Raw genomic sequence first — 16,892 nt, forward strand, 5'->3', positions numbered from 1 at the left:
ATGAAGTTAAGTTGTTTGATGAACTAGGAAAGGGGAGTGCGCCACTAATGGAACTACGCCAGCTTCAATATTTTATTCAAATATGCAAATCGGGAAGTCTCACCAAAGCCAAAGCAGAATTGGGGGTAACGCAGCCTACATTAAGTCAGCAGCTTCGGGTATTAGAGAATGAATTTAATACGCTGTTGTTTGATCGGGGTGCAAAGGGAGTTGAAATAACGGAAGCGGGCAAAATTCTGTTATATAAGGGCAATGCGATCATGAAGCTGCTTGAGGAAGCTCGAAATGAAATGAAAGAGGAGGTAACAATAGTGAAAGATACGCTTGCAATTGGTTGTTGTCCTGCTGAGCTTGAATTTCTTGCACCTTGCTTGATGAAATTTCATGAAAAGCATCCTCATGCCCAATTAAAAATTATCGAGTCAGAAAATATGGAACGAATGATTCTAGAGCGAAAGGCTGATATCGGCATCACTTCTAATGCGATGTCAAGTCAATCCATCGTATCGACTTACTTGTATCGCCAAGAAATGGCGCTTTTCGTTCATTCGGAGCACCCTATGGCTGCTTATCCCTCCATTCCTTTTCAATCATTGAAGCAGATCAATTCCATTCTATTTCTGCAGCAATACAAATCGGTCATCGAAATGTATGGTAGGGTCTGTGGGTTTACGTTGGAGTCCATGATTGAAACGACCTCGTTCTCTTTTTAATACATTCGGTTCGCCAAGGAATTGGGGCAGCGCTTCTCCCTGTATGTTTAGCTGTAACGTTAAAGAAAGAGGCGCTTCGGATGGTGAGATTAGAAGACTACGTACCCTATTGGGACGTATCGCTTGTTCATCTGGATTCCTTTGCATGGAGTACGACGTCGCGTGCATGTATTCAAGAAATCAATTGTTTTATTTTAGCGAACAATGAGGAAGCAAGGAGAGAGGTTGAGGTGTAAGTTATGTTTAGGCAATTAGAATGTTTTATTAAAATTTGCGAAGAAGGCAGCTTTGCTAAAGCATCGGAATCGCTCATGATTTCTCAACCTGCATTAAGCCAGCAGATTCGATACATAGAAGCGGAGTTTAACACTCCTGTGTTTAAGCGGGCCGGTAGAGGGATAAAGCTTACGGCTGCAGGTCAAATCCTGTATGAGAAAGCTATTTCTGTGATGAGGCTGATTGGGGAGTCGAAAAAAGAAACAGCTGAGCTAAGCAATACCCAGATCAATCAACTTCCGCTCTCCATCGGCATCTCACCATTAGATTGTCCGAATTTTATGCCGTTTTTTTAAAGTTTCACGAACAGCATCCAGCTATTACGCTGCATTTCGAAAACATCGAAAATGGTTTTAGGGATTTACTGCATAATCATAATCATATTGATATAGTTATAAGCGATTGTCCGGAACTAAATAAGGAACTATATGCTGTACATGTATGCAAAGAGGAACAAGCGCTATTCGTTTATATGGATCATCCGTGGGCAGATCGAACATCCATTTCAGTTCGGGAATTGAAAAATCTAGAATCTGATTTATTTGTTAGAGATTCAAATATAGTAAAGCTGCTCAAAGCATATGATTTCAAAGTGATCCAACCTCTGCAATCAAAATTTCATTCTACCTCCGCTGCCATTATTCTTTCTATGGTTATACAGCAAATGGGGGTGGCTATTTTACCCATTTCTTACTTGAATAGCTCTTCTTATTCGAAATTAAAAGTAATTCAATTCTTAGATCCGATTCCTGCACGTGAAGTTAAGCTTATTGTTCGAAAAGATCAGTTCATCGATGCGGCGATTCAAACTTTTATGAACTATTTTTTAAAAGCAACAAAGTCACTTGCCGTATAACAGACAACTTATATAAAAGGTACAGCCGTTCTGAGGAGGCTGTACCTTTCCCAATAGAAATGAGAGGATTTTCGAATTTAACCTCCATACCCACCGAACATTGCTTTGGCATACACAATACCTGTTCCATAAGCACCAGCATGCTCTTTAGCAACATTTACGACGGCATCATACGTTTCTTCACGCGCCCAATCGCGTTGATACTCAAGGAGGACAGAAAGCCAGGTAACAGGGATCGCCCCAGCCTGTATCATGCGTTGAATGGCTGTATTATGTGCCTCTGTTGTCGTTCCGCCTGAAGCATCTGTAACAATATACACTTCGTAACCTTCTTTAATCGCAGAGATCGTTGGAAATGCAAGGCAAACTTCTGTCCATAGCGCAGCGATAATCAATTTTTTTCGCCCCGTCTTTTTCACGGCTTCAATGAAATTTTTGTCTTCCCAAGAGTTCATCGATGTGCGGTCAATTGGCTTTTGATCTGGAAATACTTTCTGAATGTGCGGATGAAGCGGGCCTGAAAATGATTCCGCAGCAACAGTTGTTAAAATGATGGGGGCATTAAATATTTTTGCCGTTTTGGCCAGCCCAACCGTATTGTTAATGATCGTTTGTCGGTCTGCACTTTGTGTACCAAATATCATCTGTGGCTGATGATCGATAAGAATAATGGCAGAGTTCTCAGGTGTAAGTAAATCGGTTTTGTCGTTAAACATACAATAATCCCTTCCTTCAATAGTATCACCGCAACAGTATCAGAATTGCGTTTGAACTTCTGCTGCATGTCATTAGTGTAGAGAGTAATGAACTTGCAAACCATCTTCATTTTTCTATAGGATCCATCATCAAAAACTATATCGTTAAAAATGATACGTACTTGAAATAGTTCATTTGTTAGGCATAATAAACGCTTATGTGTGGTATAGAAATCCCCATATTGATCGAATGAATTGGGATTTATAGACTTACAGTTGAAGCACTGAAAACGTTAAGGCTAGAGATTTTACTGTTAGGGTAGGTAGGAGCGAGCATGTGGGATTTAACCATCAACAAATGAGGGAGGACAAAAGATGATCGAGTATATAAATGGAATGGAAACTGACCTTATTATTTATAACGCTTTTATCGCTACGATGAACGAAGATAACCCTACAGCTACTGCGCTCGCAGTAAAGGATGGACAATTTTGTGCTGTGGGGGACGATGCTGAAATGATGAAGCTTGTAGGGCCCTCGACAAAAGTTATAAATGCTAACAAACGCATGTTAATACCAGGTTTAAATGATTCGCACATGCATCTTATTCGAGGTGGGCTTAACTTTAATCTTGAATTGCGCTGGGATGGCGTACCTTCTGTGGCTGATGCGTTACGGATGTTGAAAAAGCAGGTCGATCGGACACCTCCTCCTCACTGGGTTCGCGTTGTTGGCGGATGGACCGAATTTCAATTCAAAGAACGACGAATGCCTACATTAGAAGAAATCAATCGAATTGCCCCTCATACCCCTGTATTTATTCTAAACCTCTATCGTCAAGCCTTTTTGAATAAAGCTGCTTTGCGTGTGATCGGCTATACAAAAGATACACCGAACCCGCCAGGAGGAGAAATCCAAAGGGACAGTCAGGGCAATCCTACGGGGATGTTAATCGCCCGCCCGAACGCGACAATTTTATATGCCACGTTAGCTAAAGGCCCGAAACTTTCCTATGAAGATCAGATGAATTCGACTCGGCTGTTTATGAGAGAATTGAACCGATTTGGTGTAACAAGCGTGATTGATGCCGGGGGCGGTTTTCAGAACTACCCAGATGATTATAAAGTGTTTGCAGAGCTGGATAAGCGAGGGGAAATTACGGTTCGGACAGCATACCATTTGTTCACACAGAACCTAGGGCATGAACTAAACGACTTCAAAAATTGGACGGAATCAACAAAGCCGTATACCGGGAGCTCATTCTATCGTCATAACGGTGCCGGAGAAATGCTTGTTTATAGCGCGGCAGACTTCGAAGATTTTGTTGAGCCACGTCCAGAACTGCCTGCCGTACTGGAAGACGAACTATTCGAAGTAACTGAGCATCTAGCCAAGCATCGCTGGCCGTTTCGTCTTCATGCTACCTATGGAGAATCGATCACACGATTTCTTGATGTAATTGAGCGGGTAAATAAAGAAGCTCCTTTTAAAGACATACGTTGGATTATTGATCATGCGGAGACGATTCAAGAAAAAGATCTAGAACGAGTCATTTCGTTAGGCGGCTCGATTTCCGTTCAAAACCGAATGGCTTTTCAAGGGGAGTATTTCGTCGATCGCTATGGAGCGAAGGCAGCAGAACATGCACCACCGATAACGAAGATGCTTACCGCTGGATTGCGTGTCGGAGTAGGGACAGATGCAACAAGAGTTGCAAGTTATAACCCGTGGCTGGCCTTATACTGGTTAGTAACGGGAAAAACACTTGGAGGGCTTAGCTTGTATCCTGCTTCTAATCGTGTAGATAGACATCAGGCGCTCCGTATGTATACAACCGGGAATGCATGGTTTTCGAAAGAAGAGGATGTTAAAGGACAAATTAAAGCCGGACATTATGCTGATTTCACGATTCTTTCGGACAATTTCTTTCAAGTATCTGAAGAAGATATCAAAAAAATTGAGTCCGTCTTTACCGTTGTAGGCGGCAAAATCGTTTACGGCACACACGAGTTCCAAGCTTTATCACCGCCTGCTCCAAAAGCAAGTCCAGACTGGTCTCCACAGAATTTCTTTGGAGGATACTATAACGGATTGTATGACGGAGGCGATGGATCTGGAGTTCAACCATATAGGCAACAGCGCTTGCATCACAGTTGCAATCATCACCATGGCAGCGGATTTTGTGACTTGGATTGCTTCGTCTTCTAATGCAGGCAGATTAAAAAACAGATTAATAATCGTTACAAAGTTGAAATATCGATTCCTACCTTCGTGGCCTGAGATTCGTTCGCTCCGACTTACACAACAGTTCTATTGACTGCGCGCATGGGTGGCAAAAGCTTGACACAAACAATAATCCTCTGTATGAAAATGGATCCTCCAACTTAAACTAAGACAGCCAGTTTTATTTCAGACATACAGAGGAGCAGATGAATATGAAAAACAAATGGTTGCTGGCGCTGCTTGTAACTTTGGTACTCTTTGTTAGCATGACGCAGGTTGCAGCACCCGTGCAAGCAAATGCAATGGTGAGCGAGAAGAAGGATCCGAATTGCCTGAGTCCCAAAATGGTAAAGCTGAAAACCGATATGCAAAAGGTTTGGATCGACCATACGATATGGACAAGAAGCTATATTGTCAGCGCTATCTCAAATCGTCCAGATCAGAAGGATGTAATGGAGCGGCTATTGCAGAACCAGCAGGATATTGGAAATGTAATCAAACCTTATTACGGGGAAGCCGCAGGCAATAAGCTGGCCGAAATTCTAAGAGAACATATTCTAATTGCAGCGAAAATCGTAGAGGCGGCCAAAGCGGGCAATCAGGCAGATGTGAAAAAGTTAGAGGCAGACTGGCATAAAAACGCTGACGAGATCGCCAAATTTTTAAGCGATGCGAATCCGAACTGGCAGTTTAAAGAGCTTCAGGATATGCTGTATACCCACCTTCAGTTGATTACGGAGATCGTGCTAAGCTGTCTCAAGGGAGATTGGAAAGCGGATATAGCAGCAACCGACAAAAACGAGATCCATATGATTCATTTAGCTGACATCCTGACAGAAGGCATTGTCAAACAATTTCCTGAAAAATTTTAAACAAAATGCATTATCGAATGCAAAGTAAAGCTTTTTATGTTTGCCCGCAAGGGTAACTATAAAAGGCTTTTTTCGTTTCACGGAGCAAATAAATAGCTTACACACTTCGATCCAATCACATGGGTCGTTTTTTGTAAACAAGTCAAATTCGTTTGATAATGCACGAATATATGTCCTGTACCGCAAATTTCGGCTGTGTATAGTTAAGATAATCGTATTTGGAGGCAGGGCACCCGAATATATCAATGGACATATTTGATGCGTGGATGGCAGCGGATGTTTCGATAACATCACTATCATAAAAATGGCGACTGTTATGGACAGACCATGACAGTCTTTTAATTAGCTAAGGGGGGGAACCGATGAAGGATAGAAGTGTGTCCCAGATGCAAGCAAGCCCTGAGGTGGTTACCTTTGGGGAATCGATGGCACTCATGCTGCCGACCGGAAATAAAGGAATCGAATACAGCCATACGTTGGAATGCACCTTCGGTGGGGCCGAAACAAACGTAGCCATCGGTTTGGCTAGGCTTGGCATTCATGTCGGATGGTTCTCTCAATTAGGTGAAGATCCGCTGGCAACGATGATGATCAAAGCATTGCGGGGCGAAGGCGTTGATGTCTCACGCGTGAAGAGCACAGATGCTGCTTCAACGGGTCTAATGATGCGTGAGGCAATAGCCGGACAATCCTCCGTTTATTATTTTCGGCGGAATTCGGCTGCTAGTCTGATGTCGCCCGATATGCTGGATGAGGCGTACATAGCAGGTGCTCGCATTTTGCATGTAACCGGGATTACGATGGCTATCAGCGAGACTGCATGTCAAGCTGTTATTGAGGCTGTACGTCTTGCACGCAAGCATGGCGTTAAAGTCAGCTTTGATCCAAATCTGCGCCTGAAGCTCTGGAGCGTGGAGAAAGCTCGTCAATTCATTCTGCCTCTAGCGGCGGAAGCAGACTACTTCCTGCCTGGGCTTGATGAATTGAAGCTGCTCTATGAAACTGACGACAAAAGTGCTTTGTTTGCGAAGCTGCATGAGCTTGGCAACGTATGCGTCGTCAAAGGCGGAGATCATGAAACCTATTTATTACAGGGTGGAAAGGTAGCTGGAATTCCTTATTTCACTGCTGAACACGTAGTAGACACCGTTGGTGCTGGCGATGCCTTCTGTGCTGGCTTCCTTAGCGGTTTACTAAGAAATAAATCCCTTGAGGAATCCGTTCGCATCGGGAATTTGCTTGGATCTATGGTGATCCAGACGGAAGGCGATTGGCAGGGTCTCCCGACAATGGCACAGGCAGAAGCGAAGCTTAGTAGAAAAGCGCATGTTGAACGTTAAGTCCAATGAATCTAGTACATACAATGAAAGGCAGGGAAGCAAATTGAAGAAAATGAGCATTATTCATCGGATTCATGAAGAAGGGGTTGTCGCGGTATTACGGGGAGAGAATTGGCAGCAGGTGGTTCGACTATCCAAGGAAGCCATTGCTGGCGGCATTAAGGTGATTGAGATTACAATGACGGTTCCGCATGCGCTTAAGGCGATCGAAGAGCTTGCCAGCCGTTATTCATGGAATCATCCTGATTCAGCTCAACAAGCGATAATTGGCGTCGGCACGGTGCTTGATCCTGAAACGGCACGCCAAGCAATGCTAAGCGGCGCCGAATTTGTCGTGGGCCCTTCACTGAATCCAGATACGATTAAGCTGTGCAATCGTTATCGTGTTCCAATCATGCCTGGAGTCATGACCATTCATGATATCCAAAGCGCTCTCGATTTAGGAGTGGATGTCGTTAAGCTGTTCCCAGGAAGTCAATTCGGGCCAGGGATGATCAAGGATATCAAAGGCCCATTGCCTCACGTGAATGTAATGCCAACCGGGGGAGTGAATATAGAAAACTTGGGCGACTGGATCAAAGCAGGTGCATTTGCGGTAGGAATTGGTTCAGATCTTACGAAGGAAGCCATTGAAACAGGCAATTATACACTCGTTCGTGCCAAGGCTGATCAGTATGTGAAGGCATTTAAGCAAGCGCGCCAATAATAAGAACGATAACAAGCGTTCTCTTGATAGACGGGGAGACGCTTGTTTTTTTTATCTAGTGAATAAGGCTTAGAAAAGTAAAATTCGTTTCAAAATGAACGATTTTAGTCCTTATTTGCGATTTTCATTCTGATTACAATGACACTATAGAACAAGACGTATTTTTCAGAGGGGGATAAAAAATGAAAGGTAAGAAATCACTAGGAATTAGCGCTAGAGAGACACTAGCCGGCTATATGTTTGTAGCCCCATTAATGATCGGATTAATTGTCCTAACCCTTATTCCTGTTGTGTGTTCCCTATTGCTGAGCTTTACGGAGTGGAATTTCGTAGCGGGATATGGTGCTATCAAATTCGTAGGCTTTGATAATTTTATTCGTTTGTTCCAAGACGATGTGTTTATACAGAGCCTATTGAACAACTTAGTCTTTATTATAACGGTTCCGATAACCTTGATCTTATCGCTGTTGCTGTCTATTCTCATTGACAAACATGTTTATTTCAAGGATGGATTTAAGGTTGTTTATTTCTTGCCTTATATTTCCAGCGTCGTTGCCGTCGCCATGGTATGGCAGGTTCTTTTCCATCCATCATTAGGTCCGGTAAATCAGATGCTGATGTCATTTGGCATTGAGAATCCACCTAAATGGTTGGCAGATATCGATTATGCATTGCCTTCTCTCATGATGATTCAAGTTTGGATTATGCTCGGCTATAACATTATCATTTACATTGCTGCGCTGCAGTCCATTCCGAAGGATTTGTATGAAGCGGCAGATATCGATGGCGCAGGAACGTGGGTGAAATTCCGACAGATCACAGTGCCAAGTGTTTCGCCAACGACCTTCTTCTTGCTAGTAACAGGAATCATTGGTTCCTTCAAGGTGTTTGATCTCATTCAAGTATTAACGCAAGGCGGACCTGCTAATTCAACAAATGTAATCGTTTACGACTTGTATGACACTGCATTCAATCAGTTGAAAACAGGGTATGCCTCTTCAATGGCGCTCCTATTATTCCTCATTTGTTTAGCCATAACGGCTGGACAATGGATTGCCCAGAAGAAGTGGGTTAACTACTAGAAGAGATCTAGAATGGAGGAACAATCTATATGGGGTAGAGACAGCAAAACGCGAAAATCGTACGCTAACAATTGTGTTGCATCGTGATCCAGCCGAGAACGTCTAAATTGTGTTGCGTTAGAGGGAACGGTTCCGCATGAATACCCGGACTAATACAACACAATTGACTTTGTGCTGCATTCCTTAGCGTACGGAAAATCAGCGATGTTACTGGATTTTTCCCCTTAGCGTACGTTTTCCGCGTTTTGTTGGCGGTACCCCTATATGAAAAAAATATCGGTTTCAAAGATCATATTCACAGTGATTATGGCAGCTATAGGGCTTCTCTTCCTGCTTCCATTCATCTGGATGTTGTCAACATCATTCAAGCCTGAGGCGGATGTCTTCAAATTCCCAATCGAATGGATTCCGAGAAACTGGAATGCGATGGAGAACTATGCAGAAGTGTGGTCAGGAAACTTTGTCAAATATTATGCAAACTCGATTTATGTAACAGTGGCAACGACTGTGCTCAATGTATCCGTGTGTGCACTTGCGGCTTATGGATTTTCCAAAGTCCATTTCAAAGGAAGAGATACGATGTTTCTTCTCGTTCTCGCACTATACATGGTTCCACCTCAAGCTTCATTAGTTCCGCAGTTCCTGCTTTTCCGTTCCCTACATTTATTTGATTCTCATATTGGTCTTATCTTGCTGAACGGATTTAGCGTAATTGGAGCTTTCATGCTTAGACAATTCTTTATGAGTGTCAGCAACGAATATATCGAATCAGCCAAAATAGACGGAGCCGGACATGCACGAAGCTTCTTCCAAATCGCGCTGCCGCTTATTCGTCCAGCCATCGCAACCTATGCGATCCTCAGATTTATTTGGACATGGAACGATTATCAGTATCCGCTGATTTTCTTAAAAAGCAAAGAGTTGTTCACCATTCAGCTTGGGATCAGATTGTTCGGTGACCAATATGGAGATACGTATTCCTTGATGATGGCTGGAGCTGTGTCAGCAATCTTGCCGCTGGTCATTATCTTTATTATCGGGCAGAAGCAAGTTATTGAAGGGATTGCGCTCGGAGGCGTTAAGGGATAGAAATGCTCGAAGGAATAGGAGCAATACAAATAGATAGTTAACGAAAAGAAATGAACCATTGCGTTCATTTCTTTTGTCATATGGGGAAGTATCTAGTCAAAATCGTCTGAGATCGGTCAAAATATGAAATTGGTCGGTCATCTGAAAATAGATATATTTATAAATAAAAGCGTTTTCAATGACAGTTTTATTCATAAAGCTACCTATAAGTATATAAATCTGCAAAGATAGATTGAATAGTAGAAAGGTGGGTTGATATGGGTTTTACAAGACGAAAACCAACAGTGCGTATATGGTTTACAGCCGTAATACTAATTGTACTCGCTGTATTAATGATGATATTAACTAACAAAAAAGTTGCATTGCCTGATAATTGGTTGTTTACGGTGGATGGATACGCTGTGACAGATGAAGAATATCTATTTTATATCAATGAGCAGAGAGCTGTAACCGTAAATTATTTCTACAGAACCTATGGTGCGCAAGTAGATGAGGGGTTCTGGACACGCCAATACGGCGAAAATCAGGAAATACCATCTGAATATGCCAAAAAAGCCGCGATGACGGCATTGCTAAGGGCCAAACAGGAGCAAATTATTGCAGACGAGCGGGATATTGCTCCATACAAAAGTTTTAATGAGCTAAAATCCGACATGGAAGATGAAAACGCTAAGCGGGCTGAGATGGAAAATACGGGGGATACTTACTACGGATTGCCTGAGTTAGATCTATACCAATACATGCAATATGTAAGTGGCGCTCGTTGGCCGGATTTGGTAGAAACCCAGATCGAACAAACGAAAATGAGCGACGCCGAGTTACAAGTTGAATATGCTTCAAGGAGCGCAGAATATGTGCGCACTGCTGATGAATTAACGGCTATGTTCGCATCAACTGGACAAGCAATGGAAGAGAAAGTGTTAAATCGATTAGATATATCCAAAGAAGATACTGTATCACGAAATTTCTGGGAGTCATTGGCGGCCGCTTCTGTAGGGGAGACGGTAATCGGCAAATATATGGGCGAGGATGTCATTGCCACCTTAATGACAAAGCCGGAATTCACCAAGCTTACCCTGGAAGAAGTGAAGGATTCCATTATATACGGGCAGGCTGAGTCTAACTTACGAACGTTAATTGCAACTAGAGCGGATAAAGCGAAGATTATGTTTAACGGCAATCAATTCAATGAATTAACAGTGAACTAGATGAAATACTGTTCTTACGTTTATATAAATCTGAATCTATTTTGGTGTTCATAGATTCAGATTTATATAAATATGAATTCATAGAAAAGGAGATTGCCAGATGAGACGAACAAAATGGATGCAAAAAGCTTTATCGATTGTTACGGTAGCAACTTTGACATTCTCTGGTCTGCCCGGCTTGGCGCCTGTATCTGAAGTTTCGGCTGCAGAGAGATTGGTTGAATCTTTTGACTCTGTTGTACTAGAACTGACACAAGCGACGGATCATGCAGGCAGAGTAAACCTTATTTACAAAGGTGCACCAGTAAGCAATTTTGTTAAAGGACCGGTGATCGATGCGTTCAGTTATGATTAAAGCAATTCGAATTTAGTAACGGTTGATGATAACGGAAACGTTGCATTAGCTAGCGGTTATACCTTCGCGGCCCCCGGTGATACAGGCATCCCAGTGACGATAACCGCCACGACGAGTTATTACCATGACTCAGATGTGTTATTCATGGAGGATTTTGAGAATAACAATGGTCCGCTGACGTCAATAAGTAAACTTGGTTCATCATTTTCACTGTCTGATGCCCAGTCGCGCTCTGGTTTGAAAGCGATTACACCATCAAGCGCAACGAATACGGAGAATGTAAGCCAAGACGTGGCTCTGCCCGCCGGAAGCAACTATAAAATGACGGCATGGTATTACGACCCGTATCCGGAAGAGGAGAAGACAGCGGCTGCAAGAACCCAATTTGCGATTTTGGATGGCAAAAATGCCACCTTCGCTGGGACATTCTATCAAAGTTCACAGGCCGACGTTATTCATAACCCGACAAAATATACTTGGGCATTTGCACCATCATCAGCCGGTTCAGCGGCGAAACGTTGGCAAGACAGCGGGGTTGAACGCTCCACAGGCTGGCACAAATTTGAGTGGTTCATTACACCGAATGGTGCGACCTTGCAAATTGACGGCATTTCAATACCCGATTCAGCACAGTATGATATTTACAAAGCGATGAAGAGCGGTACAACCATTCAACCCAAAATTGCTGGAGGGTGGAATAACCAAGCAGGCAACATTTCTTATGTTCATAACAAGCATCTTATCGACGATTTTTATGTTGTCAAAGATGTTGCTCCAGTAACTGGTACAAGAACATTAACATTGAATGTAGCACCACCAGATGGAGCGTCAGATTTGGAAATTATCACTCATCCAATAGCAGCAAAAGTGAACCAAGGCGAGACAGCAACATTTAGCGTTACGGCATCAGCCGCTGCTGCATCATACCAATGGTATGTATCTAACGACGAAACAGGTTTGAACGGGGCGGAAGTCGTCGGAGCAAATGATGCGGTATTAACGTTGTCAAAGGTTGACTCAGTTGCGCAGCAAGGTAAGTTTTATTATTGCCTGGTGTCTTCGGCAGAGGGAATTGTTGTGAAATCCCAAGCTGCACCGTTGTTGATTCAGACAAATACGCAGGTGAATGCGCCCATTAACCCGACGCTTGACCCGAACACGGGTATTTATACAGGCGGTTCTAATTACGGGGATACCCTTGTAACCCTGTTCAAAGATGGTGAACCCGTTGGCTATTATTTATCGAAAAATGGAGGGCCCGACCAGCTAAACAATCATGAAAGACATCATGTTCTGCCATATGCAAGGGCATTGGGGGCGGGTAATTACACCGTTACAGCAATCGTCATGAATACAGAAGGAAATAGAAGTGAAGAAGTTACGGCAACAGGAACATTAACGATCGAGAACTTGTCTGCACCGGAAAATGTTAGATGGAACGGTACCTATGCTACTTGGAATAACGTTGCTAACGCATCTGCGTATTCGGTTCAGCTCTTCAGTCACGGAGTTGCTAATGGGAGCCCTGTCGCAGTAACAGGTAATGATGCAGCTCTGTCCCCGAGCTTGGATGATACATTTACAGTTAGAGCGATGGGCAGCGCAACAACACGCTTCTTGGATTCTGATGAATCAGGGGAGAGTGCAGCATATTCAGCTCATATTGCGCTAGTCCGTCAGAACGAGACTTTACGGGCAGGCGAGAGCCAGCGGCTAATCGTTGACACTGCCGATGAGTTCGTAGCTGATAACATCAGCTTCAGCCCAGCAGTGAGAGACAAAGATAAGATCGAAGTTGATCATGCTGGATTCGTTACGGTTAAGAAAGGTTATGTCCCAACAGAGAATGAAGAGGTAACCGTAAATGTCAGCGTTGATTACTTCAATAAGAAGGATACGATGTTCTACGATGGATTTGAAGGGAATAAGAAGTTTACGACGGGTGAGAACGGGTACGTCCAAAGTGACGTGATGTCCCGTACCGGAGCAAAAGCCGCGACAACGAGTGGTGCTGGCCAGGTGGCTACTGTCCCAGGCGCCTATAATTACGCTCCAAAAGCCGGCAAGACAACAATCGTCACTGCCTGGTACTACGACGATGGCGGGGTGGCATCCGGTGATCACGCGGTATTTGGCTTAACTCCGTCAACCAATGAACATATCACAATAAATTATGGGAATGCGGATGGCAACTGGGCGGCGAACCAGACTAACTACGCAGTTAGGCTCGGATCAACTGGAAGGTTCTATCCCGTCGACGTGAAGCGCAGCAAAGGCTGGCATAAATTCCAATGGGTCGTTACCTCAACGGGAACAACCTACAAAATTGATGGAAAAGCAATTAAGAGACAAACGACAGATGGGGGCGCGTTCAATACGAATGTATCGAACAATATTTCGAAAATTGATGCATTGCAACTTGCTACGAATTGGGGCAATAAATCCGGAACGATTAAAGATATGCAGAACAAGCACTTTATCGATGACGTATATGTGATGGATAGTGAAGTAACAGCCCAAACGGCAACAGCATCGGTTACATTAAAGCTCTTACCTAAAGTGTACACTCACTCCGAAGACAGCACTTATGTTCTTGGCTTGGATGATTATAAAATTACCGTGAATCCTGATTTAGCGGATCTAGCTGGTGTGGAAATCGGCGATGCAACCCTAACACAAGCTTTGGATTATACAGTTAGCGGCAATGTATTAACGATTAACAAAAAAGCATTTGTAAGAAACAATATTGTGCCAGGAAAATATACCGTTAGACTCGACCTGAACCCTGCTGAAATTACGTTTGAGTTGAACATTGCATCTCGTGAAGTCCGTGATTATTATTTCTCCAATAATGGTGATGATCATGCCGATGGACGCACACCGGAGACAGCATGGAAATCAATATCCAAAATAAATGAATATGTGTTCCTCCCAGGTTCAACGATTTATTTGGATGCAAACAGCGTGTGGAATGAACAAATCAGATTGCGCGGCAACGGCGAAGAAGGATATCCGATTACGCTTACTAAATATAATACGACCGATCCTAACCAACGGCCGATTATTAATGGCGGAGGAACAGCGTCAAGCCCATCAGGCATTACCCTAAACGGTACAATTGAGTTGTACGACGTCAATTATTGGGTAGTCAGCGGAATTGAAGTGACGAACATCGGCACTACAGCAGGTGACGGCCGCTCCGGTATTGCTGTGATGTCCCGTATATCCAAGCTGGGACAAAGTCAATTTAACATTCAAGATTATGCGGATGCTCGTATGCAAGGAATTGTCATTCGAGACAACTATGTTCATGATGTGAATGGATTGCACCAAGCGAATGGAGCCAGTAAAATATCTGGCGGCATCATTATTAATGGTTATGTAGATGTACTGGTCGAAGGCAATAAGACCCTTCGCTGTGATAACGAAGGCATTCGCAACAATGCTTATGGGCCAAGCAACCCGGGGACGAACAATACGGGCCTCTCTTGGAGCAACTCAAGCTATCCTTGGGCATCTAACGCTGTATTTAGAAACAACTGGGTTTCTGGTTCGGTTGGTGATGGAATCGTCCTGTCCGGCGGGAACAATTCCCTTGTGGAACGAAATGTGGTCACAGACAGCGGGTACAGCTATTTAAGCGATAAGAGCGGCAAACTGGTACCGAACTGGGGTCCAAATAATACAACGCCAGCATATCTTGGTTCGCAAAATTATGCGGCAGCGTGGATTATGGCAAGTAAAGGCACGATCTTCCGCTACAATGAAGCTGTAGATAACCCTTATCATGCAAGTAATGACGGTATGGCTTGGGATATTGATAATTATTGTCAGGATAATGTGTATGAATATAACTACAGCCGAAACAACTATGGCGGTTGGTATTTGCAGATGAATGCCGCCAAGGGCAACATCGTTCGCTATAACATCAGCGTGAACGACGGTCGCAGTCCGGATTTTAATAAGAGTTACAATAGCCTTGTATTACTTGCGGGCGGTTCTTCAACAAGCGAGGAATTAAGCGGACTATACTATAACAATGTAATCATCTCTCCATTGAAGAATAGCGGTTCGTTAGTGTTTGACCCAACGGCTTCCAACTTGCATATTTACTTCCAAAACAACATATTTGCTTATACTGGTGCTAACAACAGCGTTGGTCTAAAAGGCGGCGGAACATCAGCGCCATTTATAGCCGGACGGTTTACGAACAACATTGTATATCCAGCTAATCTTTTTGGCAGTATGAATGCTGGCGGGGGCGGATATTTAGGCAGAGGTGTAACAACAGCTGACAATCGCTACGTATCGGAAAAAGAACTATATTCCATATTGAAAGATTATAAGATTGCACCGGAACATTGGATTGCCAATAGTGGAACCGTTGATGCCGAGCTTGATTACAGCGTAATGGACGGGTTCCGCCTTGCTGATGGCGACAACAACATGGCCTATGGTTCAGGTGTCAAAGTAATTAGCCCATATGTGGATCGTGTGAACGCTCTGCCTCATATGACAGAGAGAACGGACTTTTTTGGAAATCCACTAGGCGATAGAACGCCTTCGATCGGCGTACACAACCCTTATGCGGTAACTTTTGATTCCAATGGCGGCAGTGAAGTTGCGATGAAGTTCGCTGATATGGGGGGGACAATTACCCAGCCGCCAGTACCAACCAAAGCTGAAATGAAATTCGGTGGTTGGTACCGAGATGCAGAATTAAACGATGCGTGGAATTTCGTTACTGATACGGTTACAAGCGATATCGTATTATATGCGAAGTGGCTTAGAGATGAAGATTTATCTTTAGAGAAAGATCAATTGAGTGTGGAAGCCCCTAAAGGCGCAATGATGAATCAAACAACGGTTACGGCAACTGTGTACTATGAGGTAACTGAGCAATTCATTGACGTTACCGTCAGCAAGGACGCTAGTGGGGAGCTCTTTAGCGACAAAGATTGCGTCAAAAGAAATAAAGCATGAAACTGGCATGCCAATCGCGCCAACCCCCTGAAGAACAACCAGAATCGAGCTGAAGCTTCGCTGCGCAGCTCGCCGCTGCGTAAGCGTCAAATAGCCCCACCTATTTGACGCTTACCTCTAAGGAGTTTTGGACAAATAAAGAGATTCCAAAGAGATTATGTGTAGTAATTATTTAATTTTTTTCCTTGAATACCTCTAAAAGAAACTCATAGCTTATATTGTGAGGTTTTTTATTAAAAGCATAATAAAGATGGTATTGGGACTGACCCCTGTTTGTGAGATAGGGCAAAACACCTTGCAAGTTTAAGCAGCCAGTCGTCGAAAATTAATTGGCGACTGGTTATTTAGTTTCGTTTGAATGTGAATTGAGTTAAAAGGGATCAGTGATGCAGTGCAGAGGGAGAAAGAATTGCGGGATGACCGAAGAGGTTAAACATTTTGATGAAACCTTTAAAAAAGAAAAATTCGAAAAAAGACAAAGAAGAAAGCAAAAG

General features: G+C 43.4%; 14 protein-coding genes. 13 read left to right on the forward strand and 1 reads right to left on the reverse strand.

The window, feature by feature from the left end; all coding sequences use genetic code 11:
* The first annotated feature begins 47 nt into the window (after positions 1 to 47).
* The 4 genes from PAV_RS22895 (at position 48) to PAV_RS22900 (ending at position 1,845) form a co-directional block, all read left to right on the forward strand.
* Positions 48 to 713, forward strand: a complete 666-nt coding sequence (locus PAV_RS22895) for a LysR family transcriptional regulator (protein ID WP_005550188.1) — start codon at positions 48 to 50, stop codon at positions 711 to 713.
* Between the two features lie 80 nt (positions 714 to 793).
* Complete coding sequence (locus tag PAV_RS36440) at positions 794 to 949, forward strand: hypothetical protein (RefSeq protein ID WP_005550189.1); 156 nt, start codon at positions 794 to 796, stop codon at positions 947 to 949.
* A 3-nt stretch (positions 950 to 952) separates the two neighbouring features.
* Positions 953 to 1,285, forward strand: coding sequence for a LysR family transcriptional regulator (locus PAV_RS36445; protein WP_238555894.1), 333 nt, complete (start codon positions 953 to 955; stop codon positions 1,283 to 1,285).
* Positions 1,258 to 1,845: a LysR family transcriptional regulator substrate-binding protein gene (locus PAV_RS22900; RefSeq protein ID WP_238555895.1), complete on the forward strand. Its 588-nt coding sequence runs from the start codon at positions 1,258 to 1,260 to the stop codon at positions 1,843 to 1,845. The genes PAV_RS36445 and PAV_RS22900 overlap by 28 nt, the downstream gene beginning before the upstream one ends.
* A gap of 77 nt (positions 1,846 to 1,922) precedes the next feature.
* Here PAV_RS22900 and PAV_RS22905 read toward each other — a convergent pair whose 3' ends face one another.
* The gene (locus PAV_RS22905; protein WP_005550191.1) at positions 1,923 to 2,561 is read right to left on the reverse strand and encodes a hydrolase; all 639 of its coding nucleotides are present in this window, start codon (positions 2,559 to 2,561) and stop codon (positions 1,923 to 1,925) included.
* Between the two features lie 354 nt (positions 2,562 to 2,915).
* Between PAV_RS22905 and PAV_RS22910 the strand changes: the two genes are divergently transcribed.
* The 9 genes from PAV_RS22910 to PAV_RS22950 all read left to right on the forward strand — a co-directional run bounded on the left by PAV_RS22910 (position 2,916) and on the right by PAV_RS22950 (position 16,398).
* Entirely contained in the window at positions 2,916 to 4,748 is a 1,833-nt protein-coding gene (locus PAV_RS22910; protein WP_005550192.1) for an amidohydrolase, read from the forward strand.
* Between the two features lie 227 nt (positions 4,749 to 4,975).
* Positions 4,976 to 5,635, forward strand: coding sequence for a hypothetical protein (locus PAV_RS22915; RefSeq protein WP_005550194.1), 660 nt, complete (start codon positions 4,976 to 4,978; stop codon positions 5,633 to 5,635).
* Positions 5,636 to 5,997: 362 nt separating this feature from the next.
* Positions 5,998 to 6,975 (forward strand): sugar kinase, encoded by a 978-nt coding sequence (locus PAV_RS22920; RefSeq protein ID WP_005550196.1) that lies wholly within the window; start codon positions 5,998 to 6,000, stop codon positions 6,973 to 6,975.
* Between the two features lie 43 nt (positions 6,976 to 7,018).
* Entirely contained in the window at positions 7,019 to 7,681 is a 663-nt protein-coding gene (locus PAV_RS22925; protein ID WP_040736612.1) for a bifunctional 2-keto-4-hydroxyglutarate aldolase/2-keto-3-deoxy-6-phosphogluconate aldolase, read from the forward strand.
* A 182-nt stretch (positions 7,682 to 7,863) separates the two neighbouring features.
* Entirely contained in the window at positions 7,864 to 8,763 is a 900-nt protein-coding gene (locus PAV_RS22930; protein WP_005550199.1) for a carbohydrate ABC transporter permease, read from the forward strand.
* A gap of 264 nt (positions 8,764 to 9,027) precedes the next feature.
* Positions 9,028 to 9,852 (forward strand): carbohydrate ABC transporter permease, encoded by an 825-nt coding sequence (locus PAV_RS22935; protein WP_005550200.1) that lies wholly within the window; start codon positions 9,028 to 9,030, stop codon positions 9,850 to 9,852.
* Between the two features lie 257 nt (positions 9,853 to 10,109).
* Complete coding sequence (locus PAV_RS22940; protein WP_005550203.1) at positions 10,110 to 11,060, forward strand: hypothetical protein; 951 nt, start codon at positions 10,110 to 10,112, stop codon at positions 11,058 to 11,060.
* Positions 11,061 to 11,160: 100 nt separating this feature from the next.
* Entirely contained in the window at positions 11,161 to 11,415 is a 255-nt protein-coding gene (locus PAV_RS22945; protein WP_005550205.1) for a hypothetical protein, read from the forward strand.
* Positions 11,416 to 11,559: 144 nt separating this feature from the next.
* Positions 11,560 to 16,398 (forward strand): InlB B-repeat-containing protein, encoded by a 4,839-nt coding sequence (locus tag PAV_RS22950; protein WP_040736542.1) that lies wholly within the window; start codon positions 11,560 to 11,562, stop codon positions 16,396 to 16,398.
* The last annotated feature ends 494 nt before the right edge of the window (positions 16,399 to 16,892 follow it).

The sequence above is a fragment of the Paenibacillus alvei DSM 29 genome, from assembly GCF_000293805.1.
Classification (GTDB): Bacteria; Bacillota; Bacilli; order Paenibacillales; family Paenibacillaceae; genus Paenibacillus_B; species Paenibacillus_B alvei.

Coding starts and splice junctions, on each gene's coding strand:
- PAV_RS22895 (WP_005550188.1), top strand. CDS start 48: ATGGAACTACGCCAGCTTCAATATTTTATTCAAATATGCAAATCGGGA.
- PAV_RS36440 (WP_005550189.1), top strand. CDS start 794: ATGGTGAGATTAGAAGACTACGTACCCTATTGGGACGTATCGCTTGTT.
- PAV_RS36445 (WP_238555894.1), top strand. CDS start 953: ATGTTTAGGCAATTAGAATGTTTTATTAAAATTTGCGAAGAAGGCAGC.
- PAV_RS22905 (WP_005550191.1), bottom strand. CDS start 2,561: ATGTTTAACGACAAAACCGATTTACTTACACCTGAGAACTCTGCCATT.
- PAV_RS22910 (WP_005550192.1), top strand. CDS start 2,916: ATGATCGAGTATATAAATGGAATGGAAACTGACCTTATTATTTATAAC.
- PAV_RS22915 (WP_005550194.1), top strand. CDS start 4,976: ATGAAAAACAAATGGTTGCTGGCGCTGCTTGTAACTTTGGTACTCTTT.
- PAV_RS22920 (WP_005550196.1), top strand. CDS start 5,998: ATGAAGGATAGAAGTGTGTCCCAGATGCAAGCAAGCCCTGAGGTGGTT.
- PAV_RS22930 (WP_005550199.1), top strand. CDS start 7,864: ATGAAAGGTAAGAAATCACTAGGAATTAGCGCTAGAGAGACACTAGCC.
- PAV_RS22935 (WP_005550200.1), top strand. CDS start 9,028: ATGAAAAAAATATCGGTTTCAAAGATCATATTCACAGTGATTATGGCA.
- PAV_RS22940 (WP_005550203.1), top strand. CDS start 10,110: ATGGGTTTTACAAGACGAAAACCAACAGTGCGTATATGGTTTACAGCC.
- PAV_RS22945 (WP_005550205.1), top strand. CDS start 11,161: ATGAGACGAACAAAATGGATGCAAAAAGCTTTATCGATTGTTACGGTA.
- PAV_RS22950 (WP_040736542.1), top strand. CDS start 11,560: ATGGAGGATTTTGAGAATAACAATGGTCCGCTGACGTCAATAAGTAAA.